The organism is Bacillus sp. NPDC077411 (assembly GCF_044543425.1).
GTDB lineage: Bacteria > Bacillota > Bacilli > Bacillales > Bacillaceae_G > Bacillus_A > Bacillus_A bruguierae.
Map to the genome: position 1 here is coordinate 14,644 of NZ_JBITWA010000004.1, position 15,429 is coordinate 30,072.

Annotated in this window: 17 protein-coding genes and 1 pseudogene; 9 read left to right on the plus strand and 9 right to left on the minus strand. The window is 37.7% G+C overall.

Going from position 1 to position 15,429, the window contains the following annotated elements:
* A complete protein-coding gene (locus ACIGHG_RS07225; RefSeq protein ID WP_396548051.1) occupies positions 1-624 on the minus strand; it encodes a YczE/YyaS/YitT family protein in 624 nt (207 codons plus the stop codon).
* Positions 625-745: 121 nt separating this feature from the next.
* Here ACIGHG_RS07225 and ACIGHG_RS07230 point away from each other — a divergent pair, with 121 nt between their 5' ends.
* The 5 genes from ACIGHG_RS07230 (at position 746) to ACIGHG_RS07250 (ending at position 5,239) form a co-directional block, all read left to right on the plus strand.
* Entirely contained in the window at positions 746-1,723 is a 978-nt protein-coding gene (locus ACIGHG_RS07230) for a LacI family DNA-binding transcriptional regulator (RefSeq protein WP_396547815.1), read from the plus strand.
* A 110-nt stretch (positions 1,724-1,833) separates the two neighbouring features.
* A complete protein-coding gene (locus ACIGHG_RS07235) occupies positions 1,834-2,643 on the plus strand; it encodes an SGNH/GDSL hydrolase family protein (RefSeq protein ID WP_336471836.1) in 810 nt (269 codons plus the stop codon).
* A complete protein-coding gene (locus tag ACIGHG_RS07240) occupies positions 2,640-3,557 on the plus strand; it encodes an ABC transporter ATP-binding protein (RefSeq protein WP_336471837.1) in 918 nt (305 codons plus the stop codon). The genes ACIGHG_RS07235 and ACIGHG_RS07240 overlap by 4 nt, the downstream gene beginning before the upstream one ends.
* A complete protein-coding gene (locus ACIGHG_RS07245; RefSeq protein WP_336471838.1) occupies positions 3,550-4,542 on the plus strand; it encodes an ABC transporter permease in 993 nt (330 codons plus the stop codon). The genes ACIGHG_RS07240 and ACIGHG_RS07245 overlap by 8 nt, the downstream gene beginning before the upstream one ends.
* Positions 4,543-4,561: 19 nt before the next feature.
* The gene (locus tag ACIGHG_RS07250) at positions 4,562-5,239 is read left to right on the plus strand and encodes a uracil-DNA glycosylase (RefSeq protein WP_336471839.1); all 678 of its coding nucleotides are present in this window, start codon (positions 4,562-4,564) and stop codon (positions 5,237-5,239) included.
* A gap of 282 nt (positions 5,240-5,521) precedes the next feature.
* Here the strand turns inward: ACIGHG_RS07250 and ACIGHG_RS07255 are convergent, their stop codons facing one another.
* From ACIGHG_RS07255 to ACIGHG_RS07265, 3 genes are all read right to left on the minus strand, one after another.
* The gene (locus tag ACIGHG_RS07255) at positions 5,522-5,818 is read right to left on the minus strand and encodes a DUF3817 domain-containing protein (protein WP_336471840.1); all 297 of its coding nucleotides are present in this window, start codon (positions 5,816-5,818) and stop codon (positions 5,522-5,524) included.
* 231 nt (positions 5,819-6,049) lie between these two features.
* Positions 6,050-6,871: a Cof-type HAD-IIB family hydrolase gene (locus ACIGHG_RS07260; RefSeq protein ID WP_396547819.1), complete on the minus strand. Its 822-nt coding sequence runs from the start codon at positions 6,869-6,871 to the stop codon at positions 6,050-6,052.
* A 513-nt stretch (positions 6,872-7,384) separates the two neighbouring features.
* Positions 7,385-8,668, minus strand: coding sequence for a purine/pyrimidine permease (locus tag ACIGHG_RS07265; protein WP_396548053.1), 1,284 nt, complete (start codon positions 8,666-8,668; stop codon positions 7,385-7,387).
* A gap of 240 nt (positions 8,669-8,908) precedes the next feature.
* Here ACIGHG_RS07265 and ACIGHG_RS07270 point away from each other — a divergent pair.
* The 3 genes and pseudogenes from ACIGHG_RS07270 to ACIGHG_RS07280 all read left to right on the plus strand — a co-directional run.
* Positions 8,909-8,998: pseudogene (locus ACIGHG_RS07270) on the plus strand (TrkA family potassium uptake protein); the annotation flags it as partial.
* 6 nt (positions 8,999-9,004) lie between these two features.
* Entirely contained in the window at positions 9,005-9,286 is a 282-nt protein-coding gene (locus ACIGHG_RS07275) for a YwdI family protein (RefSeq protein WP_396547821.1), read from the plus strand.
* A gap of 62 nt (positions 9,287-9,348) precedes the next feature.
* Positions 9,349-9,717 carry a DUF423 domain-containing protein gene (locus ACIGHG_RS07280; protein WP_396547823.1) on the plus strand — a complete coding sequence of 123 codons (369 nt, stop codon included), beginning with the start codon at positions 9,349-9,351 and terminating at the stop codon, positions 9,715-9,717.
* 162 nt (positions 9,718-9,879) lie between these two features.
* Here ACIGHG_RS07280 and gerQ read toward each other — a convergent pair whose 3' ends face one another.
* The 4 genes from gerQ to hemQ all read right to left on the minus strand — a co-directional run bounded on the left by gerQ (position 9,880) and on the right by hemQ (position 13,325).
* Positions 9,880-10,296, minus strand: a complete 417-nt coding sequence (gene gerQ / locus ACIGHG_RS07285; RefSeq protein WP_336471843.1) for a spore coat protein GerQ — start codon at positions 10,294-10,296, stop codon at positions 9,880-9,882.
* A 26-nt stretch (positions 10,297-10,322) separates the two neighbouring features.
* Positions 10,323-10,745, minus strand: coding sequence for a cell wall hydrolase (locus ACIGHG_RS07290; RefSeq protein WP_090916186.1), 423 nt, complete (start codon positions 10,743-10,745; stop codon positions 10,323-10,325).
* A gap of 389 nt (positions 10,746-11,134) precedes the next feature.
* On the minus strand, positions 11,135-12,409 hold the full coding sequence (locus ACIGHG_RS07295; protein ID WP_336471844.1) for a serine hydrolase: 1,275 nt from the start codon (positions 12,407-12,409) through the stop codon (positions 11,135-11,137).
* A 172-nt stretch (positions 12,410-12,581) separates the two neighbouring features.
* Positions 12,582-13,325: a hydrogen peroxide-dependent heme synthase gene (gene hemQ, locus ACIGHG_RS07300; RefSeq protein ID WP_336471845.1), complete on the minus strand. Its 744-nt coding sequence runs from the start codon at positions 13,323-13,325 to the stop codon at positions 12,582-12,584.
* Between the two features lie 224 nt (positions 13,326-13,549).
* On the opposite strand from hemQ, the gene pta reads away from it, so the two are divergent.
* A complete protein-coding gene (pta, locus tag ACIGHG_RS07305; RefSeq protein ID WP_336471846.1) occupies positions 13,550-14,521 on the plus strand; it encodes a phosphate acetyltransferase in 972 nt (323 codons plus the stop codon).
* A 32-nt stretch (positions 14,522-14,553) separates the two neighbouring features.
* Here the strand turns inward: pta and lipL are convergent, their stop codons facing one another.
* Positions 14,554-15,399 carry an octanoyl-[GcvH]:protein N-octanoyltransferase gene (gene lipL / locus ACIGHG_RS07310; protein WP_396547826.1) on the minus strand — a complete coding sequence of 282 codons (846 nt, stop codon included), beginning with the start codon at positions 15,397-15,399 and terminating at the stop codon, positions 14,554-14,556.
* Positions 15,400-15,429: the final 30 nt, after the last annotated feature.

Sequence of the window (15,429 nt, forward strand, 5' to 3'; positions counted from 1 at the left end):
TCAATGGGCTTCTTGCGTACGACAGCTTTGTAATGCTTTTGTACCAACTTGAATAAATGTTTGAATGAGCCAGCCAGTTGTAAAAGAGAGAATAATGGTGCCGAAATAAATAGGACCATTTAGCATGAAACTAGCAGTTAGAAATAAACAAGCTAGAGAAATTTCAGTTTTTTGAAAGGACCATTTTGTTTTTTCCGAGATTGTTAATACAAATGCTTCTTGCGGTGCAGTCCCAAGCTGTGATGAAACATAGATACCAATACCTGCGCCGACAGATACATTTCCGCATATGAGTGTTATATACTTTGGAAGAGCTCGAATGCCATCCATTATAACTGTAACTGAGCCAATCATATCAACAAAGACAGAGATTAGCACCATCGTCACGATTGTCCCAATTGTAATACGCTTTCGATTCATACAAAGTACGATAAGAGTAAAAATCAAATTAATAATAAACATCCAAGAGCCGATGCTTAAACCAAAGTTTTGATATAAAGCAATGAAAAGGGAATCATATGGGCTAAGGCCAAATGAAGTAATGGTTGTCATCATATTGATTCCGAGAGAAAGTAAGAGTAATCCACCTATGAAAAAGATATGCTCTAATTTAAGATTCATAATGCAACGCCAATCCTTTCTTATTTCGTCTGCTAGCACAGGATATAATGTGGAAAGCTTACCAGGTCAAGGGGCATTTCTAAATTTTTTTGTATGCGGTAATATGGGAGAAGGAGGTGTTATGATGTCAAATATAAAAAAAATCGCAGAAATGGCAGGGGTTTCGATTTCTACTGTTTCTCGCGTTTTAAATAATCATCCTTATGTAAATGAACAGAAACGAAAAGAGATATTAGCCATTATTGAAAAGTTAAATTACACGCAAAATTCAAATGCGATTCATTTAGTACGTGGAAGAACCAATGCGATTGGTGTGCTTCTCCCGTTCGTCAATAATCAGTATTACAGCGCCATTATAGAAGGTATTTCAAGAGAGGCTGCAAAGCATAATTACAATATGATGCTCTGTCAAACGGGTTATAACGCTGATAAAGAGATAGAAGTTTTGAATATGTTAAAGATGAAAAAATTGGACGGGGTTATTATATGTTCGAAAATAAATGCTTGTAAGGAGATTGAAAAGTACGCAACATTTGGCCCGGTTGTGACGTGTGAAGATACGATATCCAATACAATTTCTAGTATTCATATTGATCACTACAAAACGTTTGCTTTAGGAATGGAGTATTTAATAGAAAAGGGACATACACAAATCGGTTACTGCATTGGACGAAGTGATAGTTTTAATAGCCAAAATCGAAAAAGAGCTTACGCAGATGCCTTATCATCTATTTACGTTACGCCGCAAGAAGAGTGGCAATTTGTAGACTGTTTTACAGTAGAAGATGGGGCTCGGATTGTTCAATCATTACTTCGTATGAAAGAGCGTCCAACAGCTCTTCTTGTTTCTTGTAATCATATTGCAGCTGGGATTGTAACAGCTGCTCAAAAAAGCGGTCTTTCCATCCCAGAGGATCTCACAATTATTGGGTGCGATGATCAGCAGGTTGCAGAAATATTAGATATTACAACCATTGCTCATTCAAGTGTGGAAGTTGGTGCAGGTGCATTTACAATTTTGCACGACCAAATTATGAATAGAGAAGCAGAAGTAAAACGAATTGAGTTATTTGCGAAGTTAACGGAAAGACTGACAACATAAACGAAAAGCACAATCTTAATTAAAATGATTGTGCTTTTTTATAAGAGGAGGAAAATCGCTTTTCAAATTTCTGTTTGGTATAATATGGTCAATCTATAAGGGGGGATAGCGTGAGACCGAAATTTGTGAAAGTTATTTTATTCGTTGCACTAGCGTCTTTTTGTTTATTTGCATACGGATTTATTACTAGTGTGAGTGATGTTTTAAATCCGAAAACTTCTAAGCTAACTCCTGCCGTGCAAAAAGAAGCTAAAGGGAAACAACAAAAGGAAACATTGCAAGTTGTTAGCTTAGGTGATTCGTTAACACGTGGTGTTGGAGATAAAGAAGGTATTGGATATATTGGACGGATGAAGAATGAACTGCAAACAAAATACAAACAAAAGGTAGCGCTCACAAACTTGGCGGTGAGCGGTGCGAAAATGCCAGATTTATTAAAACAAATGGAAAGCAGCGGTGCCGGGTATGCAATTAAGCAAGCGGATGTGCTTGTTTTGACAATTGGCGGAAATGATTTATTTCCAGGATGGGAATCACTTGGAAACTTAGATTTAACGACATATCGTCCTGATACCGCAACATTTCAAGCTAATGCAAAGAAAATTTTGGAACAACTGAGGAGTTTAAATCCAAACAGTCCGATTTTTTGGATTGGCTTGTATAATCCATTTGAAGATGTAGAAGAGTTAAAAGGCTCGTCTCCAATTGTTGTCGATTGGAACGGATCATTAGAAAAGCTTGCGCTTAGTTATGCAAATGTATACGTTGTTCCAACGTTTGATATGTTCCAAAATCGCGGTAAGGATTTATTATATTCTGATCACTTCCACCCGAATGAAACTGGCTATACATTGATAGCAGATCGTTTATTACAAAACGTTGTTAGTCAGTTAGAACTAGCTGGAGGTGAGAAAAAATGACGATGGTCCTATCTGTCCGGAATTTAAAGAAGGTTATTAAGAAAAAAACGCTCGTTGAAGATGTATCATTTGATATACAGCAAGGAGAAGTATTTGGATTTTTAGGACCAAATGGAGCAGGGAAGACAACGACGATTCGGATGCTTGTTGGTCTCATTACAGCAACAGAGGGAAGTATTTCAATTGGTGGTTATGACATAAAAGAAAATTTTCGCGGTGCGATGCGGCAAATTGGAAGCATTGTTGAAAACCCTGAATTGTATACATACTTAACGGGATTTGAAAATTTAAAGCAATTTGCCCGTATGTTAGGGGGAATTTCCGATGAGCGGATTATGGAAATTGTCAAAATGGTACATCTTGATGAACGCATTCACGATAAAGTGAAAACATATTCACTTGGGATGAAGCAACGTCTTGGGATTGCACAAGCTCTTCTTGGCAGTCCGAAACTCCTTATATTAGATGAGCCGACAAATGGTCTTGATCCGGCTGGTATTCGAGAACTTCGTGAATTTGTGCATACACTTGTGAAGGAAGAAAACATGAGCGTATTTATTTCCAGCCATTTATTAAGTGAAGTACAAATGATTTGTGACCGCGTGGCGATTATTAATAAAGGAAAAGTAATTACGGTAGCAAGAGTTGAAGAGTTAGTGAAACAAGCAAGCGACCGCGTGGAGTGGATTGTGACGCCGCTTGATAAAGCGAAAGCGTTGCTTGAAGAGTCGGGTGAAGTGACAGAACTTGTCGTGGAAGAAGGACGACTATTATGCCGCATGAGTCAAGAATGTGTAAGTTTTTATAATAAGCAGTTAGTTGAGCATGCTGTAGACGTTCATAGTGTAAAACAAGTTGTATTTACATTGGAAGATCTGTTTATGGAACTGACAAAGGGGGAGCAACATGAGTGAATTTGCGAACCTCGTCTATAATGAGGCGGAGAAAATATATCGAAAGAAACGTATTGTAGTAGTCATGCTCATTTTGGCGATTTTAATTCCGATTTTTGTTTATGCACAGTACCGAGAAGTACAGACGACTGTAAAGCGTCTTGGTACGAGTGATTGGAAGGTATCCTTACAGCAGCAAATCGTTGATTCACAAAACCGTTTAAATAATTCGCGTCTTCCCGAAGAATGGAAAGCGTGGTTAAAGGTAAGAGTGCAGCAGCAACAATATTATTTAGATCACAATATTAATCCAAGTGCGCCAGGAGCCCCGACATTTGTACGTATGTTTATTGAACAAGGAATTACGTTATTTATCCCGCTCCTTATCATGATTGTAGCCATTGATATTGTATCGGGAGAGCGGAGCGATGGCACGATGAAAATGCTTCTTACTCGGCCGATTCGGCGCTGGAAAATTCTTTTAAGTAAATATGTGACGATGGTGCTGTTTATTTCATTTATTTTGTTGCTTGCCTCTGTTCTTTCCTATGTGTTATCAGGCATTGTATTTGGTTATGCTGGGTGGAATTTGCCGGTGCTGACAGGGTTTATTACGGAGAAAGATACGTTAAACACAAGTTTTGTGCATCTTATTCCGCAGTGGCAATACATTGTTATGGCTTACGGACTTGCTTGGTTTGTAGCAATTGTTGTTGGCACAATCTCATTTATGGTTTCAGTACTGATTCGCAATACACCAGCTGGTATGGGAATTATGCTGGCAGCGTTAATTGCTGGAGGTATCTTAAATAATTTTGCAACGTCCTGGGAAGGTGCAAAATATATTTTTAGTGTCAATTTATCGTTAACGGATTATTTATCAGGACAGTTACCAGCGCTGCAAGGATTGTCGATGAGTTTTTCGTTAATGAATCTCACGATATGGGCAGCTGTATCACTCATTATTGCTTTTGCAGTATTTACAAAACAAGACATGGTGAATTAATACGATAGGAAGTGAAAGAATGGAACAATTACTAAAGAATGATTGGGCACCACTATTAGCACCTGAATTTGAAAAACCATATTATCAACAATTACAATCATTTTTAAAAGAAGAGTATCATACACATGTTGTGTATCCAAAGCAGGAAGATGTCTTTAATGCTTTGCGTTATACAGGCTATCAAGATACAAAGGTACTTATTTTAGGACAGGATCCATATCATGGACCAAATCAAGCGCATGGTTTAAGTTTTTCGGTGCAACCTGGTGTACGCACGCCGCCGTCATTGCAAAATATGTACAAAGAGCTGCAGGATGATCTTGGCTATCCAATTCCGAATAACGGTTATTTAATAAAATGGGCAGAGCAAGGTGTTCTTTTATTAAATACTGTATTAACGGTGCGTCAAGGAGAGGCTAATTCTCACAAAGGAAAAGGGTGGGAAGTTTTCACGGATCGTATTATTGAGTTGTTAAATGAACGGGAAAAACCAGTTATCTTTGTATTATGGGGACGTCCTGCACAGGCGAAGAAGAAGCTTATTACAAATCCTAATCATCATATTATTGAATCTGTTCATCCAAGTCCATTATCAGCACGTCGAGGATTCTTTGGCAGCAAACCATTTTCAAAAATAAATCATTTCTTAGCGAATAATGGAAAACAGGAGATTGATTGGCAAATTCCGAATCTCTAAATGAGGATTCTTTTGTTTAGGGATTTATCCCGCTATTTTTGGGCAGTAATACTCTCACCTCAAAATTCAGCGAAAGCATTGTCCAGCTCCAGTGGCTAGAATGTTCGGTGGCTTCGCTTCTTCCTACGAGGTAAAAAATCCCTCTACGTCAGAAGCTCCATCCCCCTCACATTCTGAACGAGCCACTTCCGCTTTTCTAAAGAAGATAGGCGGGAGATAACTGATGGCAGTTTCACTTTATACGTGCAAAAACAGACCACTACGAATGTAGCGGTCTGTTTTTTATTTATTTTCTTCGTGTTTTAATTTTGCATCTAGTACGAACGTACCAAATGGAATAACAGATGCAACAAGCGCACCAAACGCCCATGACTTTGACTTATTATGAATCATAGTTACTTGAATAACAGCGAAGATGAATAGTATAAACAGGACACCGTGTGCCATACCTGCTACAGTAACGGCTTTCGAAAAGCCTGCAAAATACTTCAGCGGCATTGCAATGAATAGAAGGATTAGAAAAGAAATCCCTTCAAGTAATCCAATGACTCTTAAACGTCCAATCGGTGTTGATAACATAAAATGGCCTCCTTAATTATGTAAGCTTGTATATGATAAATTTGTATTCCTTTTGTAAATAAAATAGCCTAGTTTATTTCATTATAATCAAAAATGAACTTTACACTATGGTAATAGTGCAAAGTTCAAAATATCTTCACAAGCTGATACATATAAAAAATAAATCGCGCCTAAGTATTTGACTCGGGCGCGATTTTATGAATGATTGTTCTCTTCAATGTGAAAATTGTTCTATACCAGTACTTCGCTGTTCAAAACAAATTGTTCTACGACTTTTGCGACACCATCATTCATGTTTGTATCTGTTACATGATTCGCAATTGCTTTAATATCATCAGGTGCATTGCCCATTGCAACACCAAGGCCAGCGAATTCAATCATAGCCTGGTCATTATAACTATCGCCCATTGCAATTACTTCTTCACGTGTAATACCAAGTTTTTGGATGAGTTGGTGCAAGCTTGTTCCTTTTGTTACACCATATTCTGTGAATTCTAAGAAGAATGGCTTAGAACGCATAACACTTAGTTGTCCTTCAAATTCTTGTTGCAATTTCTTTTCAACTTCTGCAAGACGTTCAGGTGCCTTCATCATTAATACTTTCACAACAGGTTCTTTCACTGCACTTACAAAATTATGAACCTCTATAATTGGCATACCTGTAATATGACCTTCAACTTCTGTATATTCATTATTCTCCTCTGTCACAATATCATCGCCAATGTACGTATGAATCCAAACATCTTCGTTTTGACTTGTTTTATATAAATTATGAACAATTTCAGGTGATAATGTGCTGCTAAATAACTCTTCTTTTGTTTTACAGTTAATGATTTTTGCGCCGTTAAACGATAAAATGAAGCTGCCGTATTCTTCTAACTTCAGTTCTTTTGCAATTGGCCACATCGCAAATGTTGGACGGCCAGAAGCTAGAACAACTTTTACACCGTGCTCTTGGGCGTTCATTAGGGCTTCTTTTGTACGCGGTGAAATCGTATGATCATCGCGAAGTAATGTATCATCTAAATCTAGTACAATCATTTTATAAGACATTTGGTTAATCCTTCCTTACTATGAATTTATAATATGAAATAAATCGTAAGACATCGAACCTCTTTGAAGATGGAATCGATTCTACATATATGCAAGTTAAAAAACGACATAAAACTCTCTTCTTTTTAGGAAGACGAGAGCATTTAGCCACGCATAGAAACGGTCATGGTCTTTTCCTGCCACATGCTAGGTTTAAAAAAATCGAGTACAGGTCATGTTATATTCTGCGTAGCAGCGACTTATATGTCGAAAAATTAAAATGGATATATATGTTTCTATTATCGTAACAATTCTTAAAATAGACTGCAACGCTTGAAGTTTGCCAATTTTGTTTACGTTTTGTGTCGATTAGTCAAGATTCCATAAATAGGAAAAACACCTACTTATAAAAGCTTCACGCCCAAACAGTCGGTAAGAGGTTAAGCAAAGGAGCGAGAAGCAAACCGTCTGTAAGGACCCGATCGGTTCAATTAACCCTCAACGAGAAATCCGTTCGTTGAGGAAAGTTTCACTTTATCCTGCTTGTTTGTCTGGTGAACGAGAGAATAATATTTCTAGTATAATCGCCATTACAGAGCCAAGTACAAGACCGTTGCTTAAGAAGGATGCAAGGAATGGCGGCAGTGAAGAAAAGGCTCCTGATGGGATGAACATGACGCCAATTCCGGTAAAGAGAGCGAGGCCCGCAACTTTGAATAAGCGTTCTTTATCTTTCACGGTTTCATATTCTCGAAAAGCTAACCCAATCATACTTGCAAATACCGGATAAATAGCTGCATAGCCAACTGCTACTGGAATTGCTGCAATGAATGAAGTAACCTTTGGAAATAGGCTCATAAGAATAATAAAGGACGAACCAAGAATAAACGGTAATCGTTTGTAAATGCTCGTTGTCGCAATAAAGCCGGCTGATCCAGAAATAGCAACAGGCCCAATTGCTGAAAATAGACCGCCAAGGAGCTGATTAATACCAGTTATAATTCCAGCTTGTTTAAAACGATTTTGCGGTGCCACTTCTTCGTATTTCGAAACTACTTGTTGAACAACGCGAATACTTGCTAACATATTAGTTAGTAGTAATAACGTAACGAAGAAAATAGTAATAACCATATTCCATTCTAAGCGAGGTGTGCCAAATACAAAGATAGATGGTATACGGATAATATCTGTTACAGGTGTAATTGGGTTTGATAGACCGAAACATGCAAATAAAACCCACCCAACTACAATACTGCATAGTACAGAATATTGACCGATAATAGGTAATTTCATGATAAAGAAAGATAAAACAATAATGATAAGAGAAAGAATAAAGACTTTCCCTTGAACAGCTGTATGCTGTTCGTTAAGCCCAAACATGCCTTTTAAAAATGATCCACTTAGCTGTGCGACGAGTAAAAATAGGTAGGTTCCAATAACAGTGGGTGTAAAATAGCGGACAAGTTTATCAATAAGTCCAAATGTACTAAGAAGAATGCAAATAATACCACTTAATAAGAAGGAATATTGCAGTACACGAAGCGTTTCACTGTTTGAACCAAATAATACAACGCCTAAGCTTGCATACAAGGAAAAGATGCCCCACCAAAGTCCTGCAGGTCCTTCTTGAATTGGCAAGCGATGACCAAAGAAAGCTTGTAAAATACCTGCAAATCCAAGAACAAATAATGTCCGTTGGACGAATGCGATTGCTTCTGCGCCTTCCAGTCCGTAGTTAGCGGCGACACTAATTGGAACGATTAGGCTGCCGGCCAAAATAAATAATGCCCATTGTAGGGCAGAAAGAAATGTTTTCATCATATATCAACCTCTTTCTTGTATTCCATTTCTAGTATATATGTATTTGATTTGTTGTGGCAAAAATTGAACATAGAGAAAAGAAATGAAAGAATATCATGAGTGCATGTAAACAATTAGTTATTGCAATTATATGTATGTATTTTATGGTGATTATTGGATAAAGTGGGTTTGTGATTATAGAAGAGAGATGAAAAACCCCTCCACTGATGGAAGTTTCACTTTATTTCAGGCAATGCGGAAAAATTAGCAGAACGTGATATGATAATAGTATTTGGCCCAGTAGAGAAGTTGGAGCAATTTGAGAAAGAATTACAATACATGAGGTGAGAAAATATGCAAATATCTAGCGATAAGATTTTAAATAAAATGGCAAGTGAAATTGCAAAAGCGAAAGGGAGTGAATCACATAAAGCAAAAGAACATCTTTTAGTTGTTCGTGCATTATGTGATCTATTACTTGAAGAACAGACAGAAGCTTCTGTATATGTTGAATCAAAATTACAAGCACATGTTATAGCGCCGCAAATGCCTGTCCAACCAATTGCTTCATTTTCAGGAGAGCCTGTATATGTGAAGGAAGATGATGCAAACGGAAACTCTCTCTTGGATTTTTAGATGCTAAATAGTTGGATTGTGTGTGGAAATTTTTTATTATAAAAGTAAAAAGGGGAATTCTAATGAAAATTTTCTTCTTATTGGGTTGTATTATGGCAGCATTATCTGTTGCACTTGGTGCATTTGGAGCACATGGACTTGAAGGGAAAATCTCAGCGAAAATGTTAGATGTATGGAAAACAGGTGTTACATATCAAATGTTTCATGCAGGTGGATTATTTATTGTTGCTTTATTAATGGATAAGATTCAATCTTCTCTTGTAAGCGCAGCAGGCTGGTGTATGGTAGCAGGTATTATTATGTTTTCCGGAAGCTTATATGCATTAAGTACAACTGGTATGAAATTTTTTGGACCAATTACTCCGCTTGGCGGCGTAGCGTTTATTGTAGGCTGGATTTTACTAGGAACTGCGATTGTAAAAGGTTTATAAAGTGAAACTTCTTCTTGGGAAACGTTTTTCTTCCCAAGAGGTTAGTTGAACCAATCGGGCCCTTACAGATGGTTTGTACCTTACTTCCTTGCTTAACCTCCTACCAGCTGTTTGGGCGGGGTAAAAATAAAACAAAAGCTGGCATTTGCCAGCTTTTTCTTATCATCTTGGGGGGTAAGTTGCTGGTTGTTGTGCTGGGAAATAGATGATCTCTCCTGGAAATTCTACATAATCAAGATAAATCATAAGCAGTAAATAACGCTTTCCAGACTTAGGATCACTTATAATGACGTGATCGCGTCCTGCAGCTTCAATGATGCCTGTATAGGATTGTGTACCAAGGGAGCTGCCGCGCTCATATGTCATAAATAGAGTTGCTGGTTTTCCCTTGTTTAAACGAAGGATATTTTCAATATATGATTGCTCAAGTGGAAGCATCCCTTGAGAAGCGGCAAGTTGTGCTTGCGTAGCTTGCGACGTCGGCATTTGCTGCCCTTGTTGTCCCGGCTGCGGTTGCATATATCCCCCAGATGGCTGGTAAAATCCTCCTCCATAGTATGGGTTTTGTTGCTGTGCCATACGAAATCCCTCCTCTTTTCAGTTCGCTAATACACACCTGGACAGTCTTCACCACTTGGCTGGAAAAAGCAATGGTTTTTAAAACGGCCAGAAATTTCTTGATTAAACCAAGTTGGTGGACAATCACCTACTGGTCGGAAAAACCATAAAGAAAAATTAGCGGGCCAGAAGCGTTCACCTTGAATCGTACGTCTTGCCATAGCGATATCACTTTCACGGGCACGCTGATAGAAGTAACCTTTTTGCGTAGCCTCAAATCCACCAGGACTTTGAAATACCATTTGACGAAGGTTTCGAATTTTTTTAAAGTCCAGGCAATTCCCTCTTACGCGATTGACGCCGACATTTCCAACTAAAAGCATTCCTTTAGGTCCTTCGCCTTCTGCTTCTGCTCGCATTAATCTGGCAAGTAGTTTTACATGTTCTTCTGTATATGCAATAACACCCATCTGTTTCACCTCTCTTATTACTCCGCTAGAGAAAAGAAAGTGTAGAATAATTACTAATTCATAGGTATGAAAAAAAAGGGGCAGATATGACAACCAAACCATGTTTTAATATGTATCTCTATAGATATTAGTTGAAAAATTGAAACAAAAACCCCTTTTTTTAGGGGGGCGAGAGCATCTGGCCATGCATAGAGGCGGCCAGGGCCTTTTCCTGCCACATGCAACGTTTAAAACAAAGGGCGAAAGCAAGTAGCGGACATTTTCTTGCTGCATAGCAGGGACTTAGATGTTGAAAAATTAAAATGGATTTATATCACTACTCACAAGAGGTAAGGATTATTCTGAGAGAGATTTGGATAATAAAAAGCTAGCAATTTGCTAGCTTTTTATCATCCAAATAATTTTGACCACATATTAGAGAAGAAGTCTCCAATAGATCGCATCGTCAATACGAACCAATTTGCTTTGTCTACTTCCTGTGTTGTTTTTACATCGAATTTAGTTTGTTTATTTCCATCAAGGAAACCATATTGATCAGTAGATTCTAAAACAAGTGAGCCTACTTTGGCATTCTTTTTCACAGGTGCAACTAAGTTTCCGTCTTCGGAGATTGATTTGTTTGCTTCATAGGAAATTTTGTAAGGTGGTTTACTTCCTTTTTTTGTGACTACCGTTATCTCTTTTTCAGGTGTCACAGCTACAGTATCTTCTTTTCCTTTTACGACAGGAATTGTATTATTTGTATCTATTTTCAATTTCTGTTTTTCAAAGTTTTTGAAACCGTAATCCATTAATGCACGGGATTCTATGAAACGCTCATCCATTGATTTTGTTTTAATAATAACGGATATTAGGCGTAAATCACCGCGTTTGGCTGTAATGGTAAAGCAATATCCAGCTGTATCAGAACTTCCTGTTTTTAAGCCGTCTGTTCCTTCATATGCAAATGCAGCGCCTGGTAACATCCAGTTCCAGTTTTCCATACGAATTGGGCGCGGATGATTATCTGGGAAGTTTCTGAATCTTTGTTTTGTATCCTCCAATATTTCTGGATATTTTGTGATAATTGTTCTAGATAAGATTGCCATGTCTCTAGCTGATAAAGAGTTTTCACCGTTCGGATCTGTTCCTTCCGGATGCTTTCCTTTTAAATCAGCATTATTTAATCCTGTAGCATTTACAAATTTATATTTCTTTAACCCTAGTTTTTTTGCATGTTCATTTGCGAGATTTAAGAAATTCTTTTCACTTCCAGCGAGAAGTTCGGCAAGTGCAATGCTTGACCCGTTTGCTGAGGAGACAAGAATAGAATGATATAATTCTCTAACTGTATATTGTCGTCCTTTTTCAAATGGAACATTGGAAAATTCGTTGTTACGGGAAATCTCGTAAGCATAATCAGAGATATTTACTTTTGTATCCCAAGTGATTTTCCCTTCTTTAATGGCTTCTAAAACGGAGTACACAACCATGAGTTTTGACATACTAGCAATTGCAAGTAATTCATCGGGGTTTTGTTCGTGTAGTATTTTTCCTGTATCTGCATCAAACAGAATAGCAGCAGCGGCTTCGACATGTATATCTTCTTTTGCATAAGAGGGGGTTGCTCCTATGAAAGAAAACATGAGTGTAAGACCTAATAAAATAGATAGCATTTTCCTCATAATAAATTATCACCTTCGCATCGTTATTAGCATATAGCCTGTACTATTCTAACATGAGTTTGAATATGGAAAGATTACAATTTTGTAAGCAATTTGGATAATTTTTCTATTTTATTAGAGTTTCCTATTATGTAAAACAGCAAAAAAAGGGCAATTTTTGCCCTTTTTACTATTATACGTGTAAAAATTTTGCGACTTTTTCTCTTGGTAAAATGTTTCCAACGAAGAATGTTCCAAATTCACCGTAGCGTGCGCTTACTTCATCAAAGCGCATTTCGTATACAAGTTTCTTAAATTGAAGAACATCATCGGCAAATAATGTTACGCCCCATTCGTAATCGTCAAAACCAACAGAACCAGTAATGATTTGACGTACTTTTCCTGCATATTGACGACCGATTTTTCCGTGGCTATACATTAATTTTTTGCGTTCTTCCATCGGTAACATGTACCAGTTGTCTTCACCTTGACGACGTTTGTCCATTGGATAGAAACAAACGTGGTTTGCTTTTGGCAACGTTGGGTATAGACGCGCAAGAATTTGTGGATTTTGATATGGATCTTCTTCAGCAGGAAGATAATTACTTAGTTCCACAACAGATACGTAAGAGTATGTAGGAAGCATGTACTCCGCTAATGTTGTTTTATTGAATTCGGCTTCAATTTCATTTAATTCTTCCATTGTTGGACGTAAAATCATGAACATAATATCAGCCTTTTGTCCAACGATTGTATATAGGGCATGGCTACCTTGTTTTGCAACTTCTGTTTTATTCCATTTTTCAACGATGTTTAAAAATTCGAACATTGCTTGCTGACGTTCATCACTAGATAATGTTTTCCATGCTGCCCAGTCCATAGAACGGAAATCATGTAAACAATACCAACCATCTAACGTTTTTGCTGCTTCACTCATTAGATTCACCTCGAATAGTCAAGTTTTACACGTTAACTATATCATATATAGATGAAAAAGCATGTATCTTAGTCTCAGGCGCACAAAATTGTCACATTTCATAGCAGAATTTTGGGAAAATATAATCATTTTTATTTTATCAATTTTTTAGAAGCAATAAGTTTAAAATAGAGGTAAAAAGCGGTATTCTTAAATATGGATTTCAATTCGTAGGAGGGTTATTGGTGAGCGATTTATTTACAACAGTAAAAGAAAAAGTTCAAGGTAAAGGCATTTCTATCGTACTTCCTGAAGGTACTGATGAAAGAATTTTAGGTGCTGCAGAGCGTTTAGCAAAAGAAGAGTTAGTAAAACCAATCTTAGTTGGTAATAAAGAAGAAATTAGCGCGAAAGCTGCTAGTATGAACTTAACATTAGCAGGTGTTGATATTTATGACCCAGCTACATACGAAGAAATGGATGCAATGGTAGCATCTTTCGTTGAACGCCGTAAAGGGAAAGCAACAGAAGAAGCTGCTCGTGAAATCTTAAAAGACGAAAACTATTTCGGTACTATGCTTGTATACATGGGTAAAGCACACGGTTTAGTAAGCGGTGCAGCGCATTCTACAGCTGATACAGTTCGTCCAGCACTTCAAATCATTAAAACAAAACCAGGCGTTACAAAGACTTCTGGCGTATTTATCATGGTACGCGGTGATGAGAAGTATGTATTTGCTGATTGCGCAATCAACATTGCACCAAACAGCCAAGATTTAGCTGAAATTGGTATTGAAAGTGCAAAAACTGCTGAGTTATTCGGCATCGATCCACGCGTTGCAATGTTAAGCTTCTCTACAAAAGGTTCTGCGAAATCTCCAGAAACAGAGAAAGTTGTAGAAGCAACTCGCATCGCGAAAGAAATGGCTCCTGAATTAACATTAGACGGTGAGTTCCAATTTGATGCTGCATTCGTACCATCTGTAGCAGAAAAGAAAGCACCAGGTTCTGTTATTAAAGGTGACGCTAACGTATTTGTATTCCCAAGCTTAGAAGCTGGTAATATTGGCTACAAAATTGCACAACGTTTAGGTAACTTCGAAGCAGTGGGACCAATCTTACAAGGCTTAAACATGCCAGTAAATGATTTATCTCGCGGTTGTAACGAAGAAGAAGTGTACAAGCTTGCTTTAATTACAGCAGCACAAGCGCTATAATTATGAAAAAATCCCCGCATTTGCGGGGATTTTTAACTTTCTAACCCAAGTGATTTGTTATTGCGATCAATCATCCGCCGTAAGTGATGTTCATATAGCGGTACTTCATCTACTGTAAGTTGTGATGGTGTTAATTTGGGTGCAAAGTGCTGTAATGTTTGTAAAAGGCGCATCATTAAATCTTGAACAGTAATTGTTTCACCAAGTAGTTCAGATAATGAAGCCATTGTACTTGGGACAATTTCAGGATACGTAAATCTAGTTTCTTCACCTTGAATTGCTAGGTTATAAAAATCACGAACAAGAGCTGCGCGTGCGGAGCCGCTTCCTGTAGCACATAAGTAAATTTGAACAGCTACGCCGCCGCGAATACGGCGTTGTGAAATACCAGCAAATTTTTTATCGTTAATACTTAAGTCATAGCTGCCAGGACAATAGGAGCCAACGATTTCTTTTGCTTTAATAGTAACATGGTAATCTTTTAGCATTTCCTTAATTAAATGCCACATTGTATCATAGCCAAGGTCGATATCGATACCTTTATCTGTTTCTTGGAATAGAAGTGAGACGTTTAGAACTCCTTCATCTAATACAACAGCAAGTCCACCTGAATTGCGGACGATAACATGGAAGTCTTTCTTTTTCAGAAATTCAATTCCCTGCTGTAAGTAAGGTAATCGTGTATCTTGAATGCCAAGAACAATTGTATTGTAATGAACCCAAGATCGCATTGTTGCAGCGGATGTACCATTTCCGACTGTGGTACATAACGTATCATCCATTGCGAAAGACTGTAGCGCATGAAATTGTGGACCTAAGCTTGATTGGTCAACAATGCGCCATTCTGATTGAGATAAAATCGAACGAGAATCGCTCATGTAACTAACCCCTTATCTATAAAATGACAA

Coding starts and splice junctions, on each gene's coding strand:
- ACIGHG_RS07230 (WP_396547815.1), top strand. CDS start 746: ATGTCAAATATAAAAAAAATCGCAGAAATGGCAGGGGTTTCGATTTCT.
- ACIGHG_RS07240 (WP_336471837.1), top strand. CDS start 2,640: ATGACGATGGTCCTATCTGTCCGGAATTTAAAGAAGGTTATTAAGAAA.
- ACIGHG_RS07245 (WP_336471838.1), top strand. CDS start 3,550: ATGAGTGAATTTGCGAACCTCGTCTATAATGAGGCGGAGAAAATATAT.
- ACIGHG_RS07250 (WP_336471839.1), top strand. CDS start 4,562: ATGGAACAATTACTAAAGAATGATTGGGCACCACTATTAGCACCTGAA.
- ACIGHG_RS07255 (WP_336471840.1), bottom strand. CDS start 5,818: ATGTTATCAACACCGATTGGACGTTTAAGAGTCATTGGATTACTTGAA.
- ACIGHG_RS07260 (WP_396547819.1), bottom strand. CDS start 6,871: ATGTCTTATAAAATGATTGTACTAGATTTAGATGATACATTACTTCGC.
- ACIGHG_RS07265 (WP_396548053.1), bottom strand. CDS start 8,668: ATGAAAACATTTCTTTCTGCCCTACAATGGGCATTATTTATTTTGGCC.
- ACIGHG_RS07275 (WP_396547821.1), top strand. CDS start 9,005: ATGCAAATATCTAGCGATAAGATTTTAAATAAAATGGCAAGTGAAATT.
- ACIGHG_RS07280 (WP_396547823.1), top strand. CDS start 9,349: ATGAAAATTTTCTTCTTATTGGGTTGTATTATGGCAGCATTATCTGTT.
- gerQ (WP_336471843.1), bottom strand. CDS start 10,296: ATGGCACAGCAACAAAACCCATACTATGGAGGAGGATTTTACCAGCCA.
- ACIGHG_RS07290 (WP_090916186.1), bottom strand. CDS start 10,745: ATGGGTGTTATTGCATATACAGAAGAACATGTAAAACTACTTGCCAGA.
- ACIGHG_RS07295 (WP_336471844.1), bottom strand. CDS start 12,409: ATGAGGAAAATGCTATCTATTTTATTAGGTCTTACACTCATGTTTTCT.
- hemQ (WP_336471845.1), bottom strand. CDS start 13,325: ATGAGTGAAGCAGCAAAAACGTTAGATGGTTGGTATTGTTTACATGAT.
- lipL (WP_396547826.1), bottom strand. CDS start 15,399: ATGAGCGATTCTCGTTCGATTTTATCTCAATCAGAATGGCGCATTGTT.